The organism is Microbacterium sp. AZCO, assembly GCF_039614715.1.
Taxonomy (GTDB): Bacteria; Actinomycetota; Actinomycetes; order Actinomycetales; family Microbacteriaceae; genus Microbacterium.
The window spans coordinates 2,353,430-2,370,239 of record NZ_CP154857.1; the positions used below are offsets into that span (position 1 = coordinate 2,353,430).

Below are 16,810 nucleotides of genomic sequence, written 5' to 3' on the forward strand. Positions count from 1 at the left end.
CCCACCTCCACCGATTGCACTCTGCAATCAGAGCACACGGTACGCCCGACTGGTTGTAGAGTGCAAGCAGTATGACTGACACCCAGCGGTCCGGATGCCCGATCAACCTCTCGCTCGAGGTCATCGGCGACAAATGGTCGCTGCTCGTTATCCGGGACATGATGTTCGGCAATCGCCGGCACTTCCGGGAACTGCTCCTCGGGTCAGAAGAGGGCATCGCGTCGAACATCCTCGCCGACCGCCTGCAGCGCCTCACCGAGGAGGGCCTCATCTCGCGGCGCCCCGACCCGACCCATAAGCAGAAGGTCATCTACAGCCTCACCGAGCCTGCGATCCAGCTCGTCCCCGTGTTGGCGGCGCTCGGCTCGTGGGGCCGGCGGCATCTGAAGGTCTCTCGGGAGCTCGCGATCCGCGCAGAGCTGCTCGAGCGCGGCGGTCCGGAGATGTGGGATGCCTTCATGGACGAGCTGCGCGAGCAGCATCTCGGCATCGGCCGGCCGGCCGGGTCACGGTCCGTGTTCGCGGAACTGCGCGAGGCGTACCTCGCCGAGGTCGCCGCGGCGGGCGTCAGTCGAGGCGCGTGACGTCGATCTGCAGCTCGTGGGCGAGCCGCTCGAGCTCGGCGACGAGGGAGTCGACGTCGACGGACGCCGGCACGGCCGCCGAGATCGTCGCCTCGAACAGGCGACCGCCGGCCATCGCGGCATCCCTCGTCTCGCTCGTCATGCGCTCGATCGACACCCCCTGCGCGCCCAGAGTCGAGGAGAGCTCACGGACGATCCCGGGATGGTCGTTGCCGAGGACCTGGAAGGCGAAGCGGCGGGCGGGAGGAGCATCCACTCCCCTCTCGGTGCCGGGGATCGCGACGGCCACCAGCCCCTCCACCTGCGACAGCGCCTGACGAAGCGCTTCGCCACGCTCCGGCGCGACCGAGACCTCGACGATCCCGGCAAAGGCTCCCGCGAGCTCGGCGAGCTGGCTGTTCTCCCAGTTGCCGCCGTGCGCGGCGATCACCTCGGCCACCGCGGCGACGAGTCCGGCGCGGTCGTCGCCGACGATCGTGAGCACGAGAGTTGTCATGGCCTCAGGGTAGGCCACGGTCAGCGGCAAGGTAGGAAAGCGGTCAGGGCGCCGGAGGGAGCAGCGGTCGAAGCGCGTCGCCCATGACGCCGGCGAGCTCGGCGCTGAACGCCGCCGTCATGTGGTGCGAGTCGCGGTAGACGAGGGTGTTGCCGAGGATCGGGGGGCACCAGTCGGAGGTGCAGAGATAGTCGGTGAAGTCGAGGAGCGGGATGCCACGGGCCGACGTCGCCCGCACCGCAGCCTCCCGCGACGCATCCCTGAGCGCGACGGCCCTCGACTGTCCGCAGACCTCGGCATCGTCGAGATGCGCCGAGAGGCACGGCGCGGGATCCTCGCGGAGATCGGGCGTGTCGGCGATCATCGCCTTCGGCGCCGTGATGGCGTCGAGGGTCTTGCCGTAGGCGGCTTCCCACGTCGCGACATCGTCGTCGACGCCCGGTGCGAGGTCGGGGTCGCTGTAGCCCGCGAGCAGCACGAGCGCGGGCGGCGTCTCGTCGTTGATGCTCGCGATGACCGCCTGACGCCACTCGGCGCACTGCGGATAGGGCGTGCCGCGGCGCGTCGAGTCGATCGTCGCTACCGGACAGGAGCTCTTGGTGTGCACTTCGAGCGCGTACCCGGCCGCCAGTGCGAACCGCTCGATGGCGGGGAACCAGTGCGCCGCGTGCGAGTCACCGAACAGGACGATGCGCGGTGCGGCGGGATCGCCGTAGACGCAATCGCCGGCGTCTGTCGCCGCCGTCCCGCGCATGCAGTGATCGGCATAGACGCTGGGGAGGCTGTCGTCGGCGTCGCGGAGGGAGGGCTTCAGGTTCTCCGGGACGAAGTCGGTGACCTGCGGCGGACTCTCGATCGCGGGTGCCGCGGCCTGCTGCCCCGCGCTCAGCGTGCGGGTGTCGGCATACGCGTAGGCGCCCGTCGCGACGAGCAGGCACGCGACCGATCCGGCCGCGGCCCCGATGAGCGTGCGACGCGCGTGAGCCCGGGTGAGCCAGGGGGCGCGGCGGATCGGGTCTTCCACGAAGCGGTACATCGCCCACGCCGCGGGGACGCAGGCCGCCGCGATGAGAAGCGTCACCCAGAGCGGCAGCCCGTCGCGCGCGACCGCCTCCGGGATCACGAGTGCCGGCCAGTGCACGAGGTAGAGGGAGTACGAGATCGTGCCGAGGAACACCATCCCGCGCGTCGACAGGAGGCGCGTGGGCGCGAGCCGGTGACCCGACGCGCCCGCCGCGATCACGAGGGCCGTGCCGAGCACAGGAACCGCCGCCCACCCGCCCGGGAAGGGCACGTCCCCGGTGAGGAGCACGACCGAGCCGGCGATCGCCGCGAGGCCCAGCCACCCGAGCGCGGGGGCGAAGCGCTCCGGCACGACGCGGTCCCGCCGCAGCAGGAGGAACGCGACGAGCCCGCCGGCGCCGAGCTCCCACGCGCGCGTCGGCAGCCAGAAGAACGCGAGCGGCTGCGAGTCGAACGTCAGCCAGAGGCAGGCTGCGAAGGATGCCGCGACGACGGCGAGCAGCATCCCGAACAGTGCGCGGCGTGACCTGATCACGAGCCACGCGAGCGCGAGGAGTGCGGGCCAGACGAGGTAGAACTGCTCCTCGACGCCGAGCGACCAGTAGTGCTGGAAGAGCGACGGGTTGCTCGATTCGGCCAGGTAGTCGGTCTGGTCCATCGCGAAGAGGTAGTTCGGCACGTAGAGCGCCGTCGCGATGGCACCCCGCCACACCTTCTCCATGAGCAGCGGCGGGTACCAGAGCAGGGCCGCGATGATCGACAGCACGAGCACGAGGAAGGACGCGGGCAGGATGCGGCGAGCCCGGCGCGCATAGAACCTGCCGAAGCGTATGCGCCCGTCGCGCTCGAGACTCCCGAGCAGATGCGTCGTGATGAGGAAGCCGGAGATGACGAAGAACACGTCGACTCCGACATAGCCTCCCGGGAGGAAGGGCAGGCCCGCGTGATACAGCACGACCGCCCCCACCGCGATCGCGCGGAGTCCCTGGATGTCAGCGCGGAACCCGGAGGAGTCGGCCCCGTTCGCGGTGCGCTCTGCCACGTCCGTGAGTGTAGGCGGGGCGTCTGAACCGGACAGGGGTCTTGACAGCTCGGTCGCCGAGCCTCTGGCGGGGCGCCCGGCGCGTCCCTATGGTCGAGGGTGGCACTGCTCCCCGCACTCGATCGGATCGATGAGATGCCCGCACCCCGCCGCACGATGTCGACCCTCGCGGGCTTCTGGGTCGTCGCGGCGAGCTTTACCACCGTCACGGCGTACGCGACGGTTCCGACCCCGCTCTACCCCCTGTACCAGGCGCAGGACGGCTTTCCCGTCCCCGTCATCACGCTCATCTTCGCCGCGTTCGCGGTCGGCGTCGTGGTGAGCCTCTTCCTCGTCGGGCACATCAGCGACTGGGTGGGGCGGCGTCGCATGATCCTCATCGCGGTGTCGGTGTCCGCCGTCTCGGCCGTGATCTTCCTGGTCTGGAACGCGGTCCCCGGGCTCATCGTCGCCCGCTTCGTCGACGGCGTGAGTGTGGGAACCCTCACCGCGGCCGCGACCACTCACCTCGCGGAGCTGCGCTCGCGCGCGCGGCCCGACGAGTCGCCGGCCTTCGCGGCGTCCGTCGCCGGCGCGGCGAATCTCGGCGGCCTCGCCCTAGGCCCGCTCATCGGCGGCCTGTTCGCCGAGTTCCTGCCCGATCCGCTGGAGCTCCCGCACGCACTCTTCCTCGCGCTGTTCGTCGCGGCGCTGCCCGTCCTGCGGAGCGTGCCCGAGACCGTCCTGACTCCCGCGAGCCCGCCGGCGTATCGCCCGCAGCGCATCGCGCTTCCGTCCGCCTCACGATCGGCGTTCGCGGCTGCCGGCATCGGAGCGGCCGCCTCATTCGCCCTCTTCGCGCTCTTCACATCCCTTGCCCCGACCTTCCTGCATGAGAGGTTCCGGGTCACGGATCACCTCGCCGACGGCGCGGCCGTCTTCGCCGTGTTCGGCGCCGCGGCTCTCGCCCAGCTCGTGCTCGCTCGGGTCGCGCAGCGCGTGCAGCTGACCATCGCGATCGCCTGCTTCGCCCTCGGCCTCGCATCCATCGCGCTCGGGGCCGTCGTTCCGTCGCTCGCCCTCTTCCTCATCGGCGGGATCGTGGCGGGTGCGGGAGCGGGCATCATGTTCCGCTCGGGAATCGCGACGGCGGCGACCGTCGCCGAGCCCGATCGCCGAGGCGAGACGCTCGCGCTCCTCTTCCTCATCGCCTATGTCGGGCTCGTCGTGCCCGTGCTGATCGTCGGGGTGAGCCTCGCGTTCGTTCCCGAGACGACGGTGCTGCTCGTCTTCTCGGCACTCGTCCTCGTCGCGACGATCGGCGCGGGCGTCGTCATGCGCCGCCGAGCCGCGGCCTGACACCTCAGGCGTCGGCGACGGGCTGACGCAGGATCGTCCTGAGCTTCTCGGGCGCCGTGCGGCGGCGGTCGCTCAGGTAGACCTCGTGATGGAGTCCCCGCATTCGCAACCCGGAGTCGGGGATGGCCCTCGTATGGAGCTCGTCGAGAACGGGCGCTTCGTCGTCGTACGAGCCGACATGCAGCGTCTGCACGCAGCGTCCCTCCGCGAGCGTGTCGAGGCGGACGCTGGAGAATGCGGATGCGTCGCCCCCCGTCGTCCGCACGCGTTCGAGGTGCTCGTCGGCGATCCAGTCCGGGACGAGGTTGAGGAGCGTCCAGCTCCACAGCGACTTGTCCCGGGCACTCGTGAAGGCGGTCAGGTCGTCGGCCCACCAAAGACCTTCGAGCGGCATGACGACGTAGTCGCGGTCGAGCTCCCGCTTGCTCAGGAATTTCAGGCCGTAGGCGAGTCCGAACAGGGCAGAGACGGCATCGCCGTACCCCGCGGACGTGTTGGGGTCGCCGTGCCCATCGATCATCAGGTACCGGAGCCGCGGCACCTCCACGACGTCGAAGCGGCCGCGCCGGGCGCGGTACGACGGGATCTCCTTCTTCAGATCGATCTTGTCCATGTCGCCTCCGATGTCAGACGCCGGCCTCGACGGCGCCGGCCGCGACGAGCGCCAGCTCGTCGCCGTGGAGCGGGCCGATGAGCTGCACGCCGACGGGGAGTCCGCCACGGTCGGTCCCGGCCGGCACGGCGACGGCCGGCAGGCCGAGGAAGTTCACCGCGACGACGAGGCGCAGGTCTCGCCAGGCCGCGTCCGCGGCATCCTCTCCCCCGAGATCGAAGTCCGGCTCGGGAGTCCGGCGCGTCGACACGGGGCCGAGGATGACCGGTACGTCGGTCTGCAGGCGGCGCCACGCGGCCGCGATGACGGCGCGGCGCGCCCACGCCGAGGCGTACTCGGCGGCGGTCTCGAAGGGCCGCGCCGCGGCGGTACTGTCGCGCAGGAACGCGGTCGCCGAACGCCCGAGCGGCTCGGGCAGGCGGCCCGGTCCGAGCGTCAGCAGCATGTCGGTGCACGCGAGCCGACGCCAGAGGATCGCGGCCTCCTCGAGCAGCGGCGGCTCGACCTCGACCACCTCCCAGCCCGCTGTCGCGAGCGCCGCGGCCGCACGATCCACTCCGTTCCGGATGTCATCGTCGACGCCCCACCCGAGCGGGTCGCGCACGACGCCGACGCGCCGGGGCGCGGCATCCATCGCCCGCACCGCGACCGAGACGGGATCGGAGGCATCCACCCCCTCGAGCACCGACAGCGCGAGGGCGAGATCGTCGACGGTGCGGGCGAGAGGGCCGTTGACCGAGAAATGCTGCAGCGTGAGCGCGACCGGCACGTCTCGCACGGCCGCGCGCGGCACTCGTCCGGCTGAGGGTCGCAGGCCGGCGATCCCCACCGCCGATGTCGGGAGTCGGATCGACCCGCCGAAGTCGTTGCCCAGCGCGAGCGCAGCCATGCCGGTCGCGACCGCGACGGCGTCGCCCCCGCTCGAGCCGTACACCGACCGGTCCGCGGCGAAGGGGTTGAGGGTGCGGCCGAAGAGGTCGTTGTCGGTGTCCCACCGCATCCCGAAGTCGGGCATGTTGCCGCGGCCGATCGGGATGGCGCCTGCCTCGCGCATCCGCCGCACGACTGTCGCGTCCGCGGCCGGGACCGCGTCGGCGAGGCCGCGCCAGCCCTGCGTCGTGGCCGACCAGGTCAGGTCGATGCTCTCCTTCACCGAGAACGGCACCCCCGCGAGAGGGCCCGGATCCTCGCCCCCGGCGACCGCCCGGTCGACGGCGTCGGCGAGAGCCCGAGCCCGGTCCGCGAAGATCACGGTCAAGGCGTTCAGCCGAGGGTTGGATGCCTCGATCCTCCGCAGGTGCGCGTCGACGACGTCTCGCGCGGGCAGCCGCCCGGCCCGCACCTCGGTCGCGAGCGCGCGGGCAGGCATCCCCTCGATCTCGGTCACTCCCCCACTCTCTCAGCCGACGTGGCTCACAGCGTGACGAGCGCGACGTCTCGAAGCACGCCGCCGTCGACGACCGCCGTCATCATCGTGTGGTGCGGCTGGCGGCGTCTGTCGGTGGGCGAGCCGGGATTGAGGAGGCGGATGCCGCCGGGCGACGTCGTGTCCCACGGGATGTGGCTGTGCCCGAACACGAGCACGTCAGTGGCGGGGAAGGCGGCATCCATCCTCCGCTCCCGCCCCTGCGCCGCGCCCGTCTCGTGGACGACGGCGAACCGCAACCCCTCGATCTTCTCCCGCGCGACCTCGGGCAGGCGGGATCGGAGGTCGGGTCCGTCGTTGTTGCCGTAGACCCCGAGCACGTCGCCGTGCCGCTCGAGCTCGTCGAGGACGGACGCCGCAACCCAGTCGCCCGCGTGCACGATGAGGTCGGCGGCGTCGGCAGCGCGCAGCACGGCGTCGGGCAGGCGGCGCGCGCGACCGGGGACGTGGGTGTCGCTGATGAGGAGCAGCCGCGTCGGCATCGTCAGGCCGATCCGACCACGGGCATCCCGAGCCATTCGCCCAGCTCGGCGATCTCGGCACGCACCATCTCGTGCTCCTCGGGCTCGAAGGGCAGGAACTCGTGCACCGCCGTCACGCGGAGGTTCTCGCGCGCCTTGTCGACCTCGGCGTCGAGCATGCCGACGAACCGGTCGCCGATCAGGATCGGGTGCGCGAAGTAGCCGTACACGCGCTGCGCCTTGGGCTTGAACTGCTCGAGCACGTACGTGAACTCGAACACCTCCTCGAGCCGGGGGCGATCGAAGAGCAGGCTGTCGTAGGGGTTGAGGAAGGCGACACGGCCGTCGGCGGAGTCGTCATCGAGGGCGGCGAGCGCCTCCGGATCGACCCGCCACTTCGCCCGCGACCCCTCGACCGAGATGGGCTCGCCCGCCTCGCCGACGGGCGTCCAGGGGGACTTCTGCTTGGCGATCCCGGCGGACTGCAGACGCCGCTCGTGCAGGAGCCGCTCGGCCTCGGCGTCGTCGTACTCGGGGAGGTCGGTCGGCCACACGCGCTCGGCGAGATCCCACACGCGGTGGCGGCCCTCGCGGCGTAGCACCGCGATCTCGCCGCGCCGGGCGAGCATCTCGAGCATCTGCGGCACCTGGTTGGATCCATACCAGCCGCTCTCGGTGTCGCGCGCCACCTGTGCGGTGTCGGGGATCTGGCTCGCGAGGAGCGGCCCCTCTCCGGCGAGCCGCGCGAGCACGTCGGCGCGGAACCGCGTGTTCGCCTCGAGCCACTGCCGGCTGCGCTCGTGCCGCGGATGCCGACGCATCGACGGCCGCATCAGCGGCAGGATGCTCATCGGGCGGAACGTGCCGTCGAATTCGAACAGCAGCCGGTCGATCTCGACGGCCTTCTGCAGCTGCCCCGGCTCGTACGACCATCCGATCCTCGACCACGCCACGGTGTGCTCGCACGGCGCGATCGTCGCCGTCGGATCGATCTTGATGTAACCGAGCTGCTCGGCGACCTCGACGACGTCACCCGGCCGGTCGGCGTCGAGCAGCTGCGCCCGCACGATGATGCGGCGCGCCTCGTCGCGCGTGAGGGTGCGGATCACGACCCCGCGGACGACCCCGGCTGTCCGCCTGCCGACCGGCCGTCCGACTCGTGCGGTCCCGACTCCGACGACGTCTGCGACTGGCCCGAGCTCGACGACTCGGACTTGCGGGCGCCCGCCTCGAGCACGTCGCCGGCGGGCAGCTCCTGGTGGCCGCCGAACTGCAGCCGCATCGCCGACAGCACCTGGTTGGCGAAATGATCCTCGCCGCGGGAGGCGAACCGTTCGAACAGGGATGCCGCGAGCACGGGCGCTGGCACGCCGATGTCGACCGCCGCCTTGACCGTCCAGCGGCCCTCACCCGAGTCCGAGACCCGCCCGGCGAGGCCGTCGAGCGTGGGGTTGTCCTGCAGCGCGGCCGCGGTGAGGTCGAGCAGCCACGAGGAGATCACCGACCCCCGCCGCCACAGCTCGGCGACCTTGGGCGTGTCGATCGTGAATTGGAAGAACTCCGGTTCTTCCAGCGGCGCGATCTCGGCCGAGTGCTCGGCCTCGCGCACGCCCGCGTCCGCGTGCTCGATGATGTTGAGCCCCTCGGCGAGCGAGGCCATGATGCCGTACTCGATGCCGTTGTGCACCATCTTCACGAAGTGCCCCGACCCCGACGGGCCGCAGTGCAGGTAGCCGAGCTCCTCGGGCGCGAAGTCGCCCGTGCGGCCGGGCGTGCGCGGGATGTCGCCGTTGCCCGGCGCGATCGTGCGCAGCACGGGCTCGATGTGCGCGAACGCCTCGTCGGGCCCGCCGACCATGAGGCAGTAGCCGCGGTCCAGGCCGAAGACGCCCCCGCTCGTGCCGACGTCGACGTAGTGGATGCCGGAGTCCTTGAGCTTCGCCGCGCGTCGCACGTCATCGCGGTAGTTGGAGTTGCCGCCGTCGATGATGATGTCGCCCGCCTCGAGCACCTCCGCGAGCTGGTCGACGACCTTCCCCGTGAGCCCAGCGGGGATCATGAGCCACACGGCACGGGGCGCGTCGAGCTTCGATGCGAGGTCGGCGAGGTCGGATGCGCCGACGGCACCCTCGCCGGCCAGGCCCGCCACGGCATCCTGATTCACGTCGTAGACGACGCAGTCGTGACCGTCGCGCATGAGCCGCCTGACGATGTTGGCGCCCATCCGCCCGAGTCCCACCATTCCCAGCTGCATTGCGTCTCCCTGTCTCGGATCCGATCGGCCGCAGGCTGGCGCCGGGCGGCTACCGTCGCAGTCTAGGCACCTGCGACGGCTTCGGCTCGGCCCTTGTCGTTCCCGCCGCCATCGCTTAGAACATCCACGGCTCGAGTCCGTCCATGCCGCCCTGCCGCGACGGGTCGGCGATGACGGCGGGAGGGATGCGGCGGCGCCGCAGGCGGCGCACGAAGACGTTGCGCATGACGCCCGCGACGCCCGTCGCGCCGACACGCACGCGCGTGAGCTCGCGCGCCCGCGGACCCGTCGGGATGTCGCGCGGCAGCGCGTTCGCCGCGACGATCCAGTCCGGCATCCCGAGCAGCCGGAGCACCTGGCGCAGGCGCTCGGATTCGAAGACGCTGTCGGGGTCGAGCTCGTCCTCGAGCAGCTCCGCGAGCTCCTCTCCGACCTCCGGCCGACCGGCGAGCTCGGCGAGGGCGTACGCCGATGCGCCGCCCACGGGCTCCGCGACGACATCCCTGTCGGCGTCGGGCTCGAGCGACGGGTCGCTGCAGTAGCGCCCGATCTCGTCGCCGCCCTGCCACCCGACGACGGCGAGCTGCCGGTCCCGTCGCACCTGCACCGCGACGACGGGCGCGAGGATGCGCCGGGCCAGCTCCGCGCCCACGTCGATCGCCCCTCGCCGCTCGCTCGCGACGACACCCGCGCCGCGGTCGCCGAGCAGCACGACCCAGCCATCCCGAGGAGGCACGATCCACCCCGAGAAGCGGATGCCGCGCAGCACCTCCTCGACCGTCTCGCGCACGGCCTCGTCGCCGCGCACGAGGATCGCCCCGTACGAGTAGCCGTCCGGGCCGCCGGTCTCGCCGGCGCCGACGCCGACGGGAGGGATCGCCATCGTCAGCGGGCGTCTTCGATGAGATGCAGCTGCGTCCCATCGACGTCGATGAGGTAGCCGGCGCGCTGACCCCACTCCTGGAGGGCGATCGGGATGAGTCGAGGGATGCCGCGCTGCACCTCGGGCACGCCGCTCGCGCGGACGGCCGCGAAGAGCGCCTCGAGGTCGGCCACGCGGATGCTCGCCATGAACCAGCTGGCGTAGGGATCGTGTTCGGGCGCGAGGAAGAACTCCAGCTCGAGCGGCCCCCGCTGCAGGATGAGCCAGCCGCCGTCCCGGTAGGCGACCTCGAAGCCGAAGCCGCCGTAGAACTCCACAGTCGCGTCGAACGACCGCGACGGGAGGTTAGGCACGGCGCGGTCAGCCATCGATCGCTCCGGCGGATCGTCTCATTGGAAATCCTCCGGCTCGACGTCGTCGAGGAACTTCTTGAACTCGTCGAGGCGCTCCGCCGCATTGCTCTCGGGCTCCGCGTCGGTCACGGCGTCGGGCATCCCCGCCTCCGACATGACGTCGTCGGCGACCCAGATGGAGGCGCCGACGCGCGACGCGAGGGCGACGGCATCCGACGGTCTCGCATCGACCCGCACCTGTCCGCCCGCGGTCGAGAGGGTGATCTCGGCGTAGAAGGTGCCGTCCTCGATCCGCGTCACCTCGACCCGCAGCACCTCGGCGCCGAGCGTCTCGATCATCGAGCGCATGAGGTCGTGCGCGAGCGGTCGCGGCACGTCGGCGCCCTCGATCGCGATGAGGATCGACGTCGCCTCCTGCTGTCCGATCCAGATCGGCAGGATCGGCCCCGACCCGGGAAGCTCGTCGATGGGCTTCAGGAGGATGACGTGCTGGCTCGCCGCGTCGAGCGCGACTCCGGCGACCCTGACCTGAACCATGTCGCCTCCTCCCGCCGGCGGGACCTCTCCTGCCATGGTAGGCACCAAGCAGCGCGCTCGGCGCGGAGTCGGCGCTGTATTCACCGGAATGGATGCTGCGCGGTTACCGTTGCAGTCACCGTGAAACGCTTCGGAACCCTGTCCTTCGGCCATTACGGCCCTCTCGGCGGCGGGCGTGAGCTCACCGCCCGCGACTCGATGCTGCAGGCGATCGACCTCGCCCAGGGCATGGACGACCTGGGCGTCAACGGCGTCTACTTCCGTGTACACCACTTCGCGCGGCAGCAGTCCTCGCCGATGCCGCTCCTCGCCGCCATCGCGGCGAAGACCGAGCGCATCGAGATGGGCACCGGCGTCATCGACATGCGCTACGAGAACCCGCTCTACCTCGCCGAGGAAGCGGCATCCGTCGACCTGATCTCCGACGGCCGGCTCGCGCTCGGCGTGAGCCGGGGCTCACCCGAGTCGGTCGTGCGCGGGTACGAGGCCTTCGGCTACACCGGGTCGGAGGATCCCCGCGGAGCCGACGTCGCTCGCGATCACTTCTCGACCTTCCTGCGTGCGATCGAGGGCGAGGGCCTCGCCGAGCGCGACGCGCAGAGCCCCTTCGGCGGCGGGTCAGGGATGCAGCGCATCGAGCCGCACTCCCCCGGCCTGCGCTCGCGCGTCTGGTGGGGTGCGGGCAACCGCGACTCGGCCGAGTGGGCCGGGCGCGTGGGCGTAAACCTCATGTCATCGACGCTCCTGACCGAGGACCGCGGCCTCCCGTTCGACGTGCTGCAGGCCGAGCAGATCGACGCCTTCCGCGCCGCCTGGCGCGAGGCCAGGCACGCGGGCGAGCCGCGGGTCTCGGTGAGCCGATCGATCTTCCCGCTGACGACCGCGGAGGACGAGTTCTACTTCGGCGGACGCCAGGACGGCGAGGGCGTCGGCTACATCGACGGCTTCCGCTCGACCTTCGGCAAGACCTACGCGGCGGCTCCCGACGTGCTCGTCGAGCAGCTCAAGGAGGATGCCGCGATCGCCGCGGCCGACACCCTGATGCTCACGATCCCGAGCCAGTTGGGCGTGGAGTTCAATCTCCGCATCGCCGAGGCCTTCGCGACGCACGTCGCCCCCGCGCTCGGCTGGGAGTCGACCCGCGCCTGAGAGCTGCGGTCAGCCGGCGCGACGGCGGCGGACAAAGGCTGCGATGCCCCGCCACCCGACGAGGAAGACGAACAGGACGACCCCGGCGACGATCACGAACGCCACGGCGACGCCCTGACCCGAGACGCCGCGGAGCAGCATCCCGCCCACGAGCGTCACCGCCCAGACGCCGAGACCCGTGCGCAGCGGCGCCATCGGCGCGCGCCATGCGAGCGTGATGAGCCAGCCGAGCGCGAGGCCCGCGAGGAACGGCCAGGCCGTGATCCAGAGCCCCGGCAGCACGGCCTCCTCGTGACTCGCGCGGCCGATCGCGGCGAAGACGACGACGAGGACGACGTCGATCGCGAGCGAGGTGACGACGGAGCGCGTCGAGACGGAGGCGGAGACGGGAGTGGATGCCACGGCTCCAGCCTACGGAAGCGGCCCGAGGCGATCGCCCCGGGCCGCCTCCGTTAGACGGGTCAGACCGACGCGGGCGTCCACTCCGAGACGCGCGTGAGCTCGGCCACCTCGTCGGCGCTCAGCTCGACACGGCCGCCGTCGAGGAGGTCGGCGACCTGGTCGACACGGGACGCGCTCGCGATCGGCGCGACGACGGTGGGCTGGGCGCGCAGCCACGCGAGAGCCGTCGCGGCGACCGACACGCCGTGCGCCTCCCCGATGCGGGCGAGCGTGTCGACGATCGCGAGGCCCTGCTCCGTCGCGTATGCCGAGGCCGCCTGGGCGCGCGGCGAGGACTGGCCCGCGGCATCCGTCGACCGGTACTTGCCGGTCAGGAAGCCCTTCGCGAGTGAGAAGTACGGCACGAGCCCGAGGTGGAACTCCTGCGCGATCGGGATGATCGCCCCCTCCACCTCGTTGCGGTGCACGAGGTTGTAGTGCGGCTGGATCGCCACGGGGCTCGGGATGCCGAGGCTCCGCGCGATGTCGATCCATTCGCGGATGCGGGAGTCGGTGTAGTTCGAGACCGCGACGTGGCGCACGAGGCCGTCGCGCTGGAGCTCGCCGAAGGCGCGGACGGTCTCGGCGAGCTGCACCGACTCGTCGTCGAAGTGCGCGTAGTAGAGGTCGATCGTGTCGACGCCGAGACGGCGAAGGGATGCCTCGGCCGCGGCACGCACATTCGCCGCGGAGAGTCCCTTGAAGTCGGGATGCTGACTGACCTTCGTCGCCACGACCACGTTCTCGGGCTTCCGTGAGGCGAGCCACTCGCCGATGATCGTCTCACTCTCACCGCCCGAGTTGCCGGGCACCCACGCGCTGTACGAGTCGGCGGTGTCGATGAAGTCGCCGCCTCCCGCCACGAAGGCGTCGAGGATCGCGAACGACTCATCGCGGTCGGCCGTCCAGCCGAACACGTTGCCGCCGAGGCTCAGGGGGAAGACGTCGAGGTCACTGTTTCCGATACGGGTCATCTTCACGGCAACCCGCGCGGTGGCCCGCGGTATTCCGCCGCCGCGCCGACGATGACGGAAGATGACGCCGCTGCTACGCGTCCTCGGGCCCGCGGCCCGCGTCGAAGTTGCGGCGGTAGCGGGCGAGGGACTCCTCGAGCAGGTCGTCGGCGAGGAGCGCGACAAGGTCGGCGAGGGTGCCGACGCCGGGCAGCTGTGCCGTGATCATGCCACTCCCGCATGCAGCGCGAGCCGCACCGCGCGGCGCAGGTCGCCCTCGTACGGCCGGCCGTGACCGGGGAGGGCGAGCAGCGCCTCGGTGTCGGCGAGCCGGTCGAGACTCAGGAGAGCCGTCGCGGCGTCCGCCGTCGCTGCCCGCGCGACCACGCGAGGCCCCGTGCGGCCCGTGTACGGGTCGAGCGTCACGAGCGCGTCGCCGGTGAAGAGGATCCCGCGGTCGGGCAGATGGAACCCGCAATGACCGTGGGTGTGCCCCGGCGACCAGATGGGCACGGGGTGCCCGGGCACGTCGAGGGGGCGATCCGGCGCGACGTCGAGTTCGGCGCGCGTTCCCTTGACGAACAGGGCCCCCGCGGCCGTCATCGCGGCGAGGTACGGAAGTCCGCCGGGATGGCGGAACGGATAGGGCCAGCGCGGCGACTCGTGGTCGTAGCGATAGGGATGCCGCACCAGGGCGGCATCCGCCGCGTGGATGTGCGCGGGCACGGCGTGGTCGTGCCGGAGCCGCTCGCTGAAGCCGACGTGATCGAAATGCCCGTGCGTGAGGATGACGGCGTCGATGTCGGACGGCCGGGCGCCGACGAGGCTGAGCGCGTCTTCGAGCAGCCGCCACATTCCCGGCAGACCCGCGTCGACGAGCGTGATGCCGTCGGGTGACGTGAGCAGATAGCAGTTCACGCCAGCCCGATGCAGCCGATGAACCCCCTCGGCGACGACGGAGACGCCCTGCGGATCGCGTGCCATATCGCCAGGGTGCGAGGGGTTCGGGATGCTGCACCCGGGGCTTGCCCAGGGCGACCGCCGGTGCTACCGGAGTGGCAGAGCGGCCCGCCGCCCGCCGACGGCTACCGTGACGTCATGCCCGTCAGCCGCACCCGCCGCGCTCGCGCACAGCGCCGGCGCGCGAAGCGGGTCGCGGCGGCCGACAACGACCTGACCACCGCCGAGTGGGCCTCGATCCGCGAGGCCTGGGCCGCGTGCGCCTACTGCGGTGCGACGGCGGTGCCGCTTCAGCGCGACTGCGTGCTGCCGATCTCGCGGGGCGGCCGCTACACGCTCGAGAACGTCGTCCCCGCGTGCCGGTCGTGCAACGCGAGCAAGTGCAACGACGAGGTGACCTCGTGGATGCGGCGACGCCGCCTGGACGAGCCGCGCTTCCTTCTGCGCCACCGCGAGGTCGTGCTGACGCTGCTCGCCGCGCGCGGCTGACCACGCGGCCGGGTGCACGGCGCCTCGCCGTGCGACCCTGTTCGGCCGCGAGCGCTGCTGTTTCCTGCGAGCGCGGCCCGCGATCGCTGGCGCGGTCGCAGGAAACAGCAGCGGTGGGATGCCGGGGCGCCGACGGCGTCCCCGCCGGCGGTCGGTGGGGACCGGCTTCCAGGCTCAGCCGAGGCCGAACGCGTGCACGGGACGCCCGGTGCCGACACGGTCGAGGCGGAAGATCGCTCCGCTGAGCGGATGCCGGCCGAGGGCCTTGCGGCTGAGGCCCTCGCGGGCGCTCGCCGCGAAGAGCACGTCGAGGTCGGGCCCGCCGAAGGCGACGGACGTGACAGCCGGTGCGGGGAGGGGCGCAGCATCCATCTCCCGTCCTTCTGCGTCCCAGCACTGCACGATGCCCTCGCCGTACACGCCTCCCCAGAAGACCCCGTCGGCGTCGAGCGTGAGTCCGTCGGTGCTGCGGCCGACGAGGAACGGCTCGAGCGGGCCGACGGCGCCGTAGGGGCCGTACGCCGTGCGGTACACGGTCTCGTCCGAGGTGTCCGAGATGTACCAGGTGTCGCCGCCGGCGGACCAGTCCAGGCCGTTGGCGTTGTTGAAGCCGCCGGCGTAGACGCGGGCGGCGCCGTCGACGTCGACCGCGTAGACGCCGGCGTCGGAGTTCTGGGTGGTCTCGTCGATCGCGCCGACGACGAAGCGCCCGTACGGGTCGACTTTGCCGTCGTTGAACCTGATGCCCTGGTGCGCGTGCGGGATGTCGGCGAGGGTCCGCACGATCTGCCCGTCGGCGTCGAGCAGCACGATCCGCGACCGGAGCGCCGCGACATAGCCGCCGTCCGCCGCGGGCTGTACAGCGCTCAGGGGCGCGGGGAGCTCGACGACACGATCGTCCGAGCCGTCCTCGGCCCCGTCGAGCCGGCCGCGGTGAAGCGTGCCGCGCGGGATGTCGACCCACACGAGCTCGCCCGTGCGGTCGTCCCACCAGAGACCCTCCGGCACGCGCGCGTCGTCGCCGGTACGGAAGACGGTTGCCTCGATGTCCATGCCGGGACGGTAGGGCCGCTCGTCGGCATGTGTGCGGGGGGTTGCGTGGAGCGCCGCGGCCCGTTACGCCCCGCGCGGCTAGGGGCGGGCGAGCTCGTCGGGCAGCAAGGAGAACGTGCGGGTGTGCGCCACGCGGGCGCTCTCCGCCATGTAGCCGACGAGGATCCCGGGCGCCGTCACGACCGTGGTCTCGTGCAGCACGGCGCCGCCGTTCTCGGCATCCTCCCCCGTCGTCGTGATGTCGAGCACGCACCCGGGTGCGGCCGGCACGCGGCCGCGGAGGGACGTCGGGGAGGTTCGCGTGATGTGCGCACGGTAGCGGAAGGTGTACGGGATCGGGCCCAGCTTCAGCCGGTCGATCACGAGCCATTCCCGCCAGTCGCCGTCGGCGCCGCGTCCCCATCCGACCAGCTCGGCCGACACCATGAAGGCGTGCAGGCCCCGGTGCCGGGAGAGCTCGGAGAGGAAGTCGATCGCCACGACAGGATCCGCGGGCACGGTCGTCGTCAGTTCGAAGCGTCGGGTCGCCATGGGGCCATCATGGCCTCGCCGCGACGCGCGCGCACCTGCGCTCTGAAGCGACGACCCGCACGGCCTACGCCCGGCGAGGGTGCCGTGTCAAGGGACGTGTCCGACGGGGCCTCCGTCCCTAGTTTCGGATCATCCCACCGAGCCGAAAGGAACCGACGATGGCTCTCGCGCGCGACGTCATGACCCCCGGTCCGCAGTGCCTCGGGGAGCCCCGCACGATGGAG

20 protein-coding genes are annotated in these 16,810 nt (G+C 71.7%); 4 read left to right on the forward strand and 16 right to left on the reverse strand.

The annotated features are described in order from the left end of the window. Positions 1-71: 71 nt before the first annotated feature. Positions 72-584 carry a helix-turn-helix domain-containing protein gene (locus AAIB33_RS10995; RefSeq protein ID WP_345800002.1) on the forward strand — a complete coding sequence of 171 codons (513 nt, stop codon included), beginning with the start codon at positions 72-74 and terminating at the stop codon, positions 582-584. Here the strand turns inward: AAIB33_RS10995 and AAIB33_RS11000 are convergent. Both AAIB33_RS11000 and AAIB33_RS11005 read right to left on the reverse strand, forming a co-directional pair. Further along, on the reverse strand, positions 568-1,080 hold the full coding sequence (locus tag AAIB33_RS11000) for an ACT domain-containing protein (protein WP_345800003.1): 513 nt from the start codon (positions 1,078-1,080) through the stop codon (positions 568-570). The genes AAIB33_RS10995 and AAIB33_RS11000 overlap by 17 nt on opposite strands. Positions 1,081-1,123: 43 nt before the next feature. After that, positions 1,124-3,145 (reverse strand): acyltransferase family protein, encoded by a 2,022-nt coding sequence (locus tag AAIB33_RS11005; RefSeq protein WP_345800004.1) that lies wholly within the window; start codon positions 3,143-3,145, stop codon positions 1,124-1,126. Positions 3,146-3,280: 135 nt separating this feature from the next. Here AAIB33_RS11005 and AAIB33_RS11010 point away from each other — a divergent pair, with 135 nt between their 5' ends. Continuing rightward, positions 3,281-4,483: an MFS transporter gene (locus tag AAIB33_RS11010; protein WP_345800005.1), complete on the forward strand. Its 1,203-nt coding sequence runs from the start codon at positions 3,281-3,283 to the stop codon at positions 4,481-4,483. Between the two features lie 4 nt (positions 4,484-4,487). Here the strand turns inward: AAIB33_RS11010 and AAIB33_RS11015 are convergent, their stop codons facing one another. From AAIB33_RS11015 to AAIB33_RS11050, 8 genes are all read right to left on the reverse strand, one after another. Further along, positions 4,488-5,096 carry a GyrI-like domain-containing protein gene (locus AAIB33_RS11015; protein ID WP_345800006.1) on the reverse strand — a complete coding sequence of 203 codons (609 nt, stop codon included), beginning with the start codon at positions 5,094-5,096 and terminating at the stop codon, positions 4,488-4,490. Between the two features lie 13 nt (positions 5,097-5,109). Then, positions 5,110-6,483, reverse strand: a complete 1,374-nt coding sequence (locus tag AAIB33_RS11020; RefSeq protein WP_345800007.1) for an amidase family protein — start codon at positions 6,481-6,483, stop codon at positions 5,110-5,112. 26 nt (positions 6,484-6,509) lie between these two features. Continuing rightward, entirely contained in the window at positions 6,510-7,004 is a 495-nt protein-coding gene (locus AAIB33_RS11025) for a metallophosphoesterase (protein WP_345800008.1), read from the reverse strand. 2 nt (positions 7,005-7,006) lie between these two features. Further along, positions 7,007-8,089 (reverse strand): crosslink repair DNA glycosylase YcaQ family protein, encoded by a 1,083-nt coding sequence (locus AAIB33_RS11030; RefSeq protein WP_345803422.1) that lies wholly within the window; start codon positions 8,087-8,089, stop codon positions 7,007-7,009. Then, positions 8,089-9,237: a phosphogluconate dehydrogenase (NAD(+)-dependent, decarboxylating) gene (gene gnd, locus AAIB33_RS11035; protein WP_345800009.1), complete on the reverse strand. Its 1,149-nt coding sequence runs from the start codon at positions 9,235-9,237 to the stop codon at positions 8,089-8,091. The genes AAIB33_RS11030 and gnd overlap by 1 nt, the downstream gene beginning before the upstream one ends. A 115-nt stretch (positions 9,238-9,352) precedes the next feature. Further along, positions 9,353-10,120, reverse strand: coding sequence for a hypothetical protein (locus AAIB33_RS11040; protein WP_345800010.1), 768 nt, complete (start codon positions 10,118-10,120; stop codon positions 9,353-9,355). 2 nt (positions 10,121-10,122) lie between these two features. Then, a complete protein-coding gene (locus tag AAIB33_RS11045) occupies positions 10,123-10,488 on the reverse strand; it encodes a bleomycin resistance protein (RefSeq protein WP_345800011.1) in 366 nt (121 codons plus the stop codon). A gap of 21 nt (positions 10,489-10,509) precedes the next feature. Next, complete coding sequence (locus AAIB33_RS11050; RefSeq protein ID WP_345800012.1) at positions 10,510-11,010, reverse strand: bifunctional nuclease family protein; 501 nt, start codon at positions 11,008-11,010, stop codon at positions 10,510-10,512. 120 nt (positions 11,011-11,130) lie between these two features. On the opposite strand from AAIB33_RS11050, the gene AAIB33_RS11055 reads away from it, so the two are divergent. After that, the gene (locus AAIB33_RS11055) at positions 11,131-12,159 is read left to right on the forward strand and encodes an LLM class flavin-dependent oxidoreductase (protein WP_345800013.1); all 1,029 of its coding nucleotides are present in this window, start codon (positions 11,131-11,133) and stop codon (positions 12,157-12,159) included. A 9-nt stretch (positions 12,160-12,168) separates the two neighbouring features. Here the strand turns inward: AAIB33_RS11055 and AAIB33_RS11060 are convergent, their stop codons facing one another. The 4 genes from AAIB33_RS11060 to AAIB33_RS11075 all read right to left on the reverse strand — a co-directional run bounded on the left by AAIB33_RS11060 (position 12,169) and on the right by AAIB33_RS11075 (position 14,537). After that, positions 12,169-12,561, reverse strand: coding sequence for a DUF3054 domain-containing protein (locus AAIB33_RS11060; RefSeq protein ID WP_345800014.1), 393 nt, complete (start codon positions 12,559-12,561; stop codon positions 12,169-12,171). Positions 12,562-12,620: 59 nt separating this feature from the next. After that, positions 12,621-13,574: an aldo/keto reductase gene (locus tag AAIB33_RS11065; RefSeq protein ID WP_345800015.1), complete on the reverse strand. Its 954-nt coding sequence runs from the start codon at positions 13,572-13,574 to the stop codon at positions 12,621-12,623. A gap of 73 nt (positions 13,575-13,647) precedes the next feature. Then, on the reverse strand, positions 13,648-13,782 hold the full coding sequence (locus AAIB33_RS11070; RefSeq protein WP_345800016.1) for a hypothetical protein: 135 nt from the start codon (positions 13,780-13,782) through the stop codon (positions 13,648-13,650). Further along, the gene (locus AAIB33_RS11075) at positions 13,779-14,537 is read right to left on the reverse strand and encodes an MBL fold metallo-hydrolase (protein ID WP_345800017.1); all 759 of its coding nucleotides are present in this window, start codon (positions 14,535-14,537) and stop codon (positions 13,779-13,781) included. The genes AAIB33_RS11070 and AAIB33_RS11075 overlap by 4 nt, the downstream gene beginning before the upstream one ends. A gap of 114 nt (positions 14,538-14,651) precedes the next feature. Between AAIB33_RS11075 and AAIB33_RS11080 the strand changes: the two genes are divergently transcribed. Continuing rightward, the gene (locus AAIB33_RS11080; protein WP_345800018.1) at positions 14,652-15,002 is read left to right on the forward strand and encodes an HNH endonuclease; all 351 of its coding nucleotides are present in this window, start codon (positions 14,652-14,654) and stop codon (positions 15,000-15,002) included. Positions 15,003-15,176: 174 nt separating this feature from the next. Here the strand turns inward: AAIB33_RS11080 and AAIB33_RS11085 are convergent, their stop codons facing one another. Further along, entirely contained in the window at positions 15,177-16,055 is an 879-nt protein-coding gene (locus AAIB33_RS11085; RefSeq protein ID WP_345800019.1) for an SMP-30/gluconolactonase/LRE family protein, read from the reverse strand. Positions 16,056-16,133: 78 nt separating this feature from the next. Further along, positions 16,134-16,586, reverse strand: a complete 453-nt coding sequence (locus AAIB33_RS11090) for a hypothetical protein (RefSeq protein ID WP_345800020.1) — start codon at positions 16,584-16,586, stop codon at positions 16,134-16,136. Positions 16,587-16,810: the final 224 nt, after the last annotated feature.

Coding starts and splice junctions, on each gene's coding strand:
- AAIB33_RS10995 (WP_345800002.1), top strand. CDS start 72: ATGACTGACACCCAGCGGTCCGGATGCCCGATCAACCTCTCGCTCGAG.
- AAIB33_RS11000 (WP_345800003.1), bottom strand. CDS start 1,080: ATGACAACTCTCGTGCTCACGATCGTCGGCGACGACCGCGCCGGACTC.
- AAIB33_RS11010 (WP_345800005.1), top strand. CDS start 3,281: ATGCCCGCACCCCGCCGCACGATGTCGACCCTCGCGGGCTTCTGGGTC.
- AAIB33_RS11015 (WP_345800006.1), bottom strand. CDS start 5,096: ATGGACAAGATCGATCTGAAGAAGGAGATCCCGTCGTACCGCGCCCGG.
- AAIB33_RS11025 (WP_345800008.1), bottom strand. CDS start 7,004: ATGCCGACGCGGCTGCTCCTCATCAGCGACACCCACGTCCCCGGTCGC.
- gnd (WP_345800009.1), bottom strand. CDS start 9,237: ATGCAGCTGGGAATGGTGGGACTCGGGCGGATGGGCGCCAACATCGTC.
- AAIB33_RS11040 (WP_345800010.1), bottom strand. CDS start 10,120: ATGGCGATCCCTCCCGTCGGCGTCGGCGCCGGCGAGACCGGCGGCCCG.
- AAIB33_RS11045 (WP_345800011.1), bottom strand. CDS start 10,488: ATGGCTGACCGCGCCGTGCCTAACCTCCCGTCGCGGTCGTTCGACGCG.
- AAIB33_RS11050 (WP_345800012.1), bottom strand. CDS start 11,010: ATGGTTCAGGTCAGGGTCGCCGGAGTCGCGCTCGACGCGGCGAGCCAG.
- AAIB33_RS11065 (WP_345800015.1), bottom strand. CDS start 13,574: ATGACCCGTATCGGAAACAGTGACCTCGACGTCTTCCCCCTGAGCCTC.
- AAIB33_RS11070 (WP_345800016.1), bottom strand. CDS start 13,782: ATGATCACGGCACAGCTGCCCGGCGTCGGCACCCTCGCCGACCTTGTC.
- AAIB33_RS11075 (WP_345800017.1), bottom strand. CDS start 14,537: ATGGCACGCGATCCGCAGGGCGTCTCCGTCGTCGCCGAGGGGGTTCAT.
- AAIB33_RS11080 (WP_345800018.1), top strand. CDS start 14,652: ATGCCCGTCAGCCGCACCCGCCGCGCTCGCGCACAGCGCCGGCGCGCG.
- AAIB33_RS11085 (WP_345800019.1), bottom strand. CDS start 16,055: ATGGACATCGAGGCAACCGTCTTCCGTACCGGCGACGACGCGCGCGTG.
- AAIB33_RS11090 (WP_345800020.1), bottom strand. CDS start 16,586: ATGGCGACCCGACGCTTCGAACTGACGACGACCGTGCCCGCGGATCCT.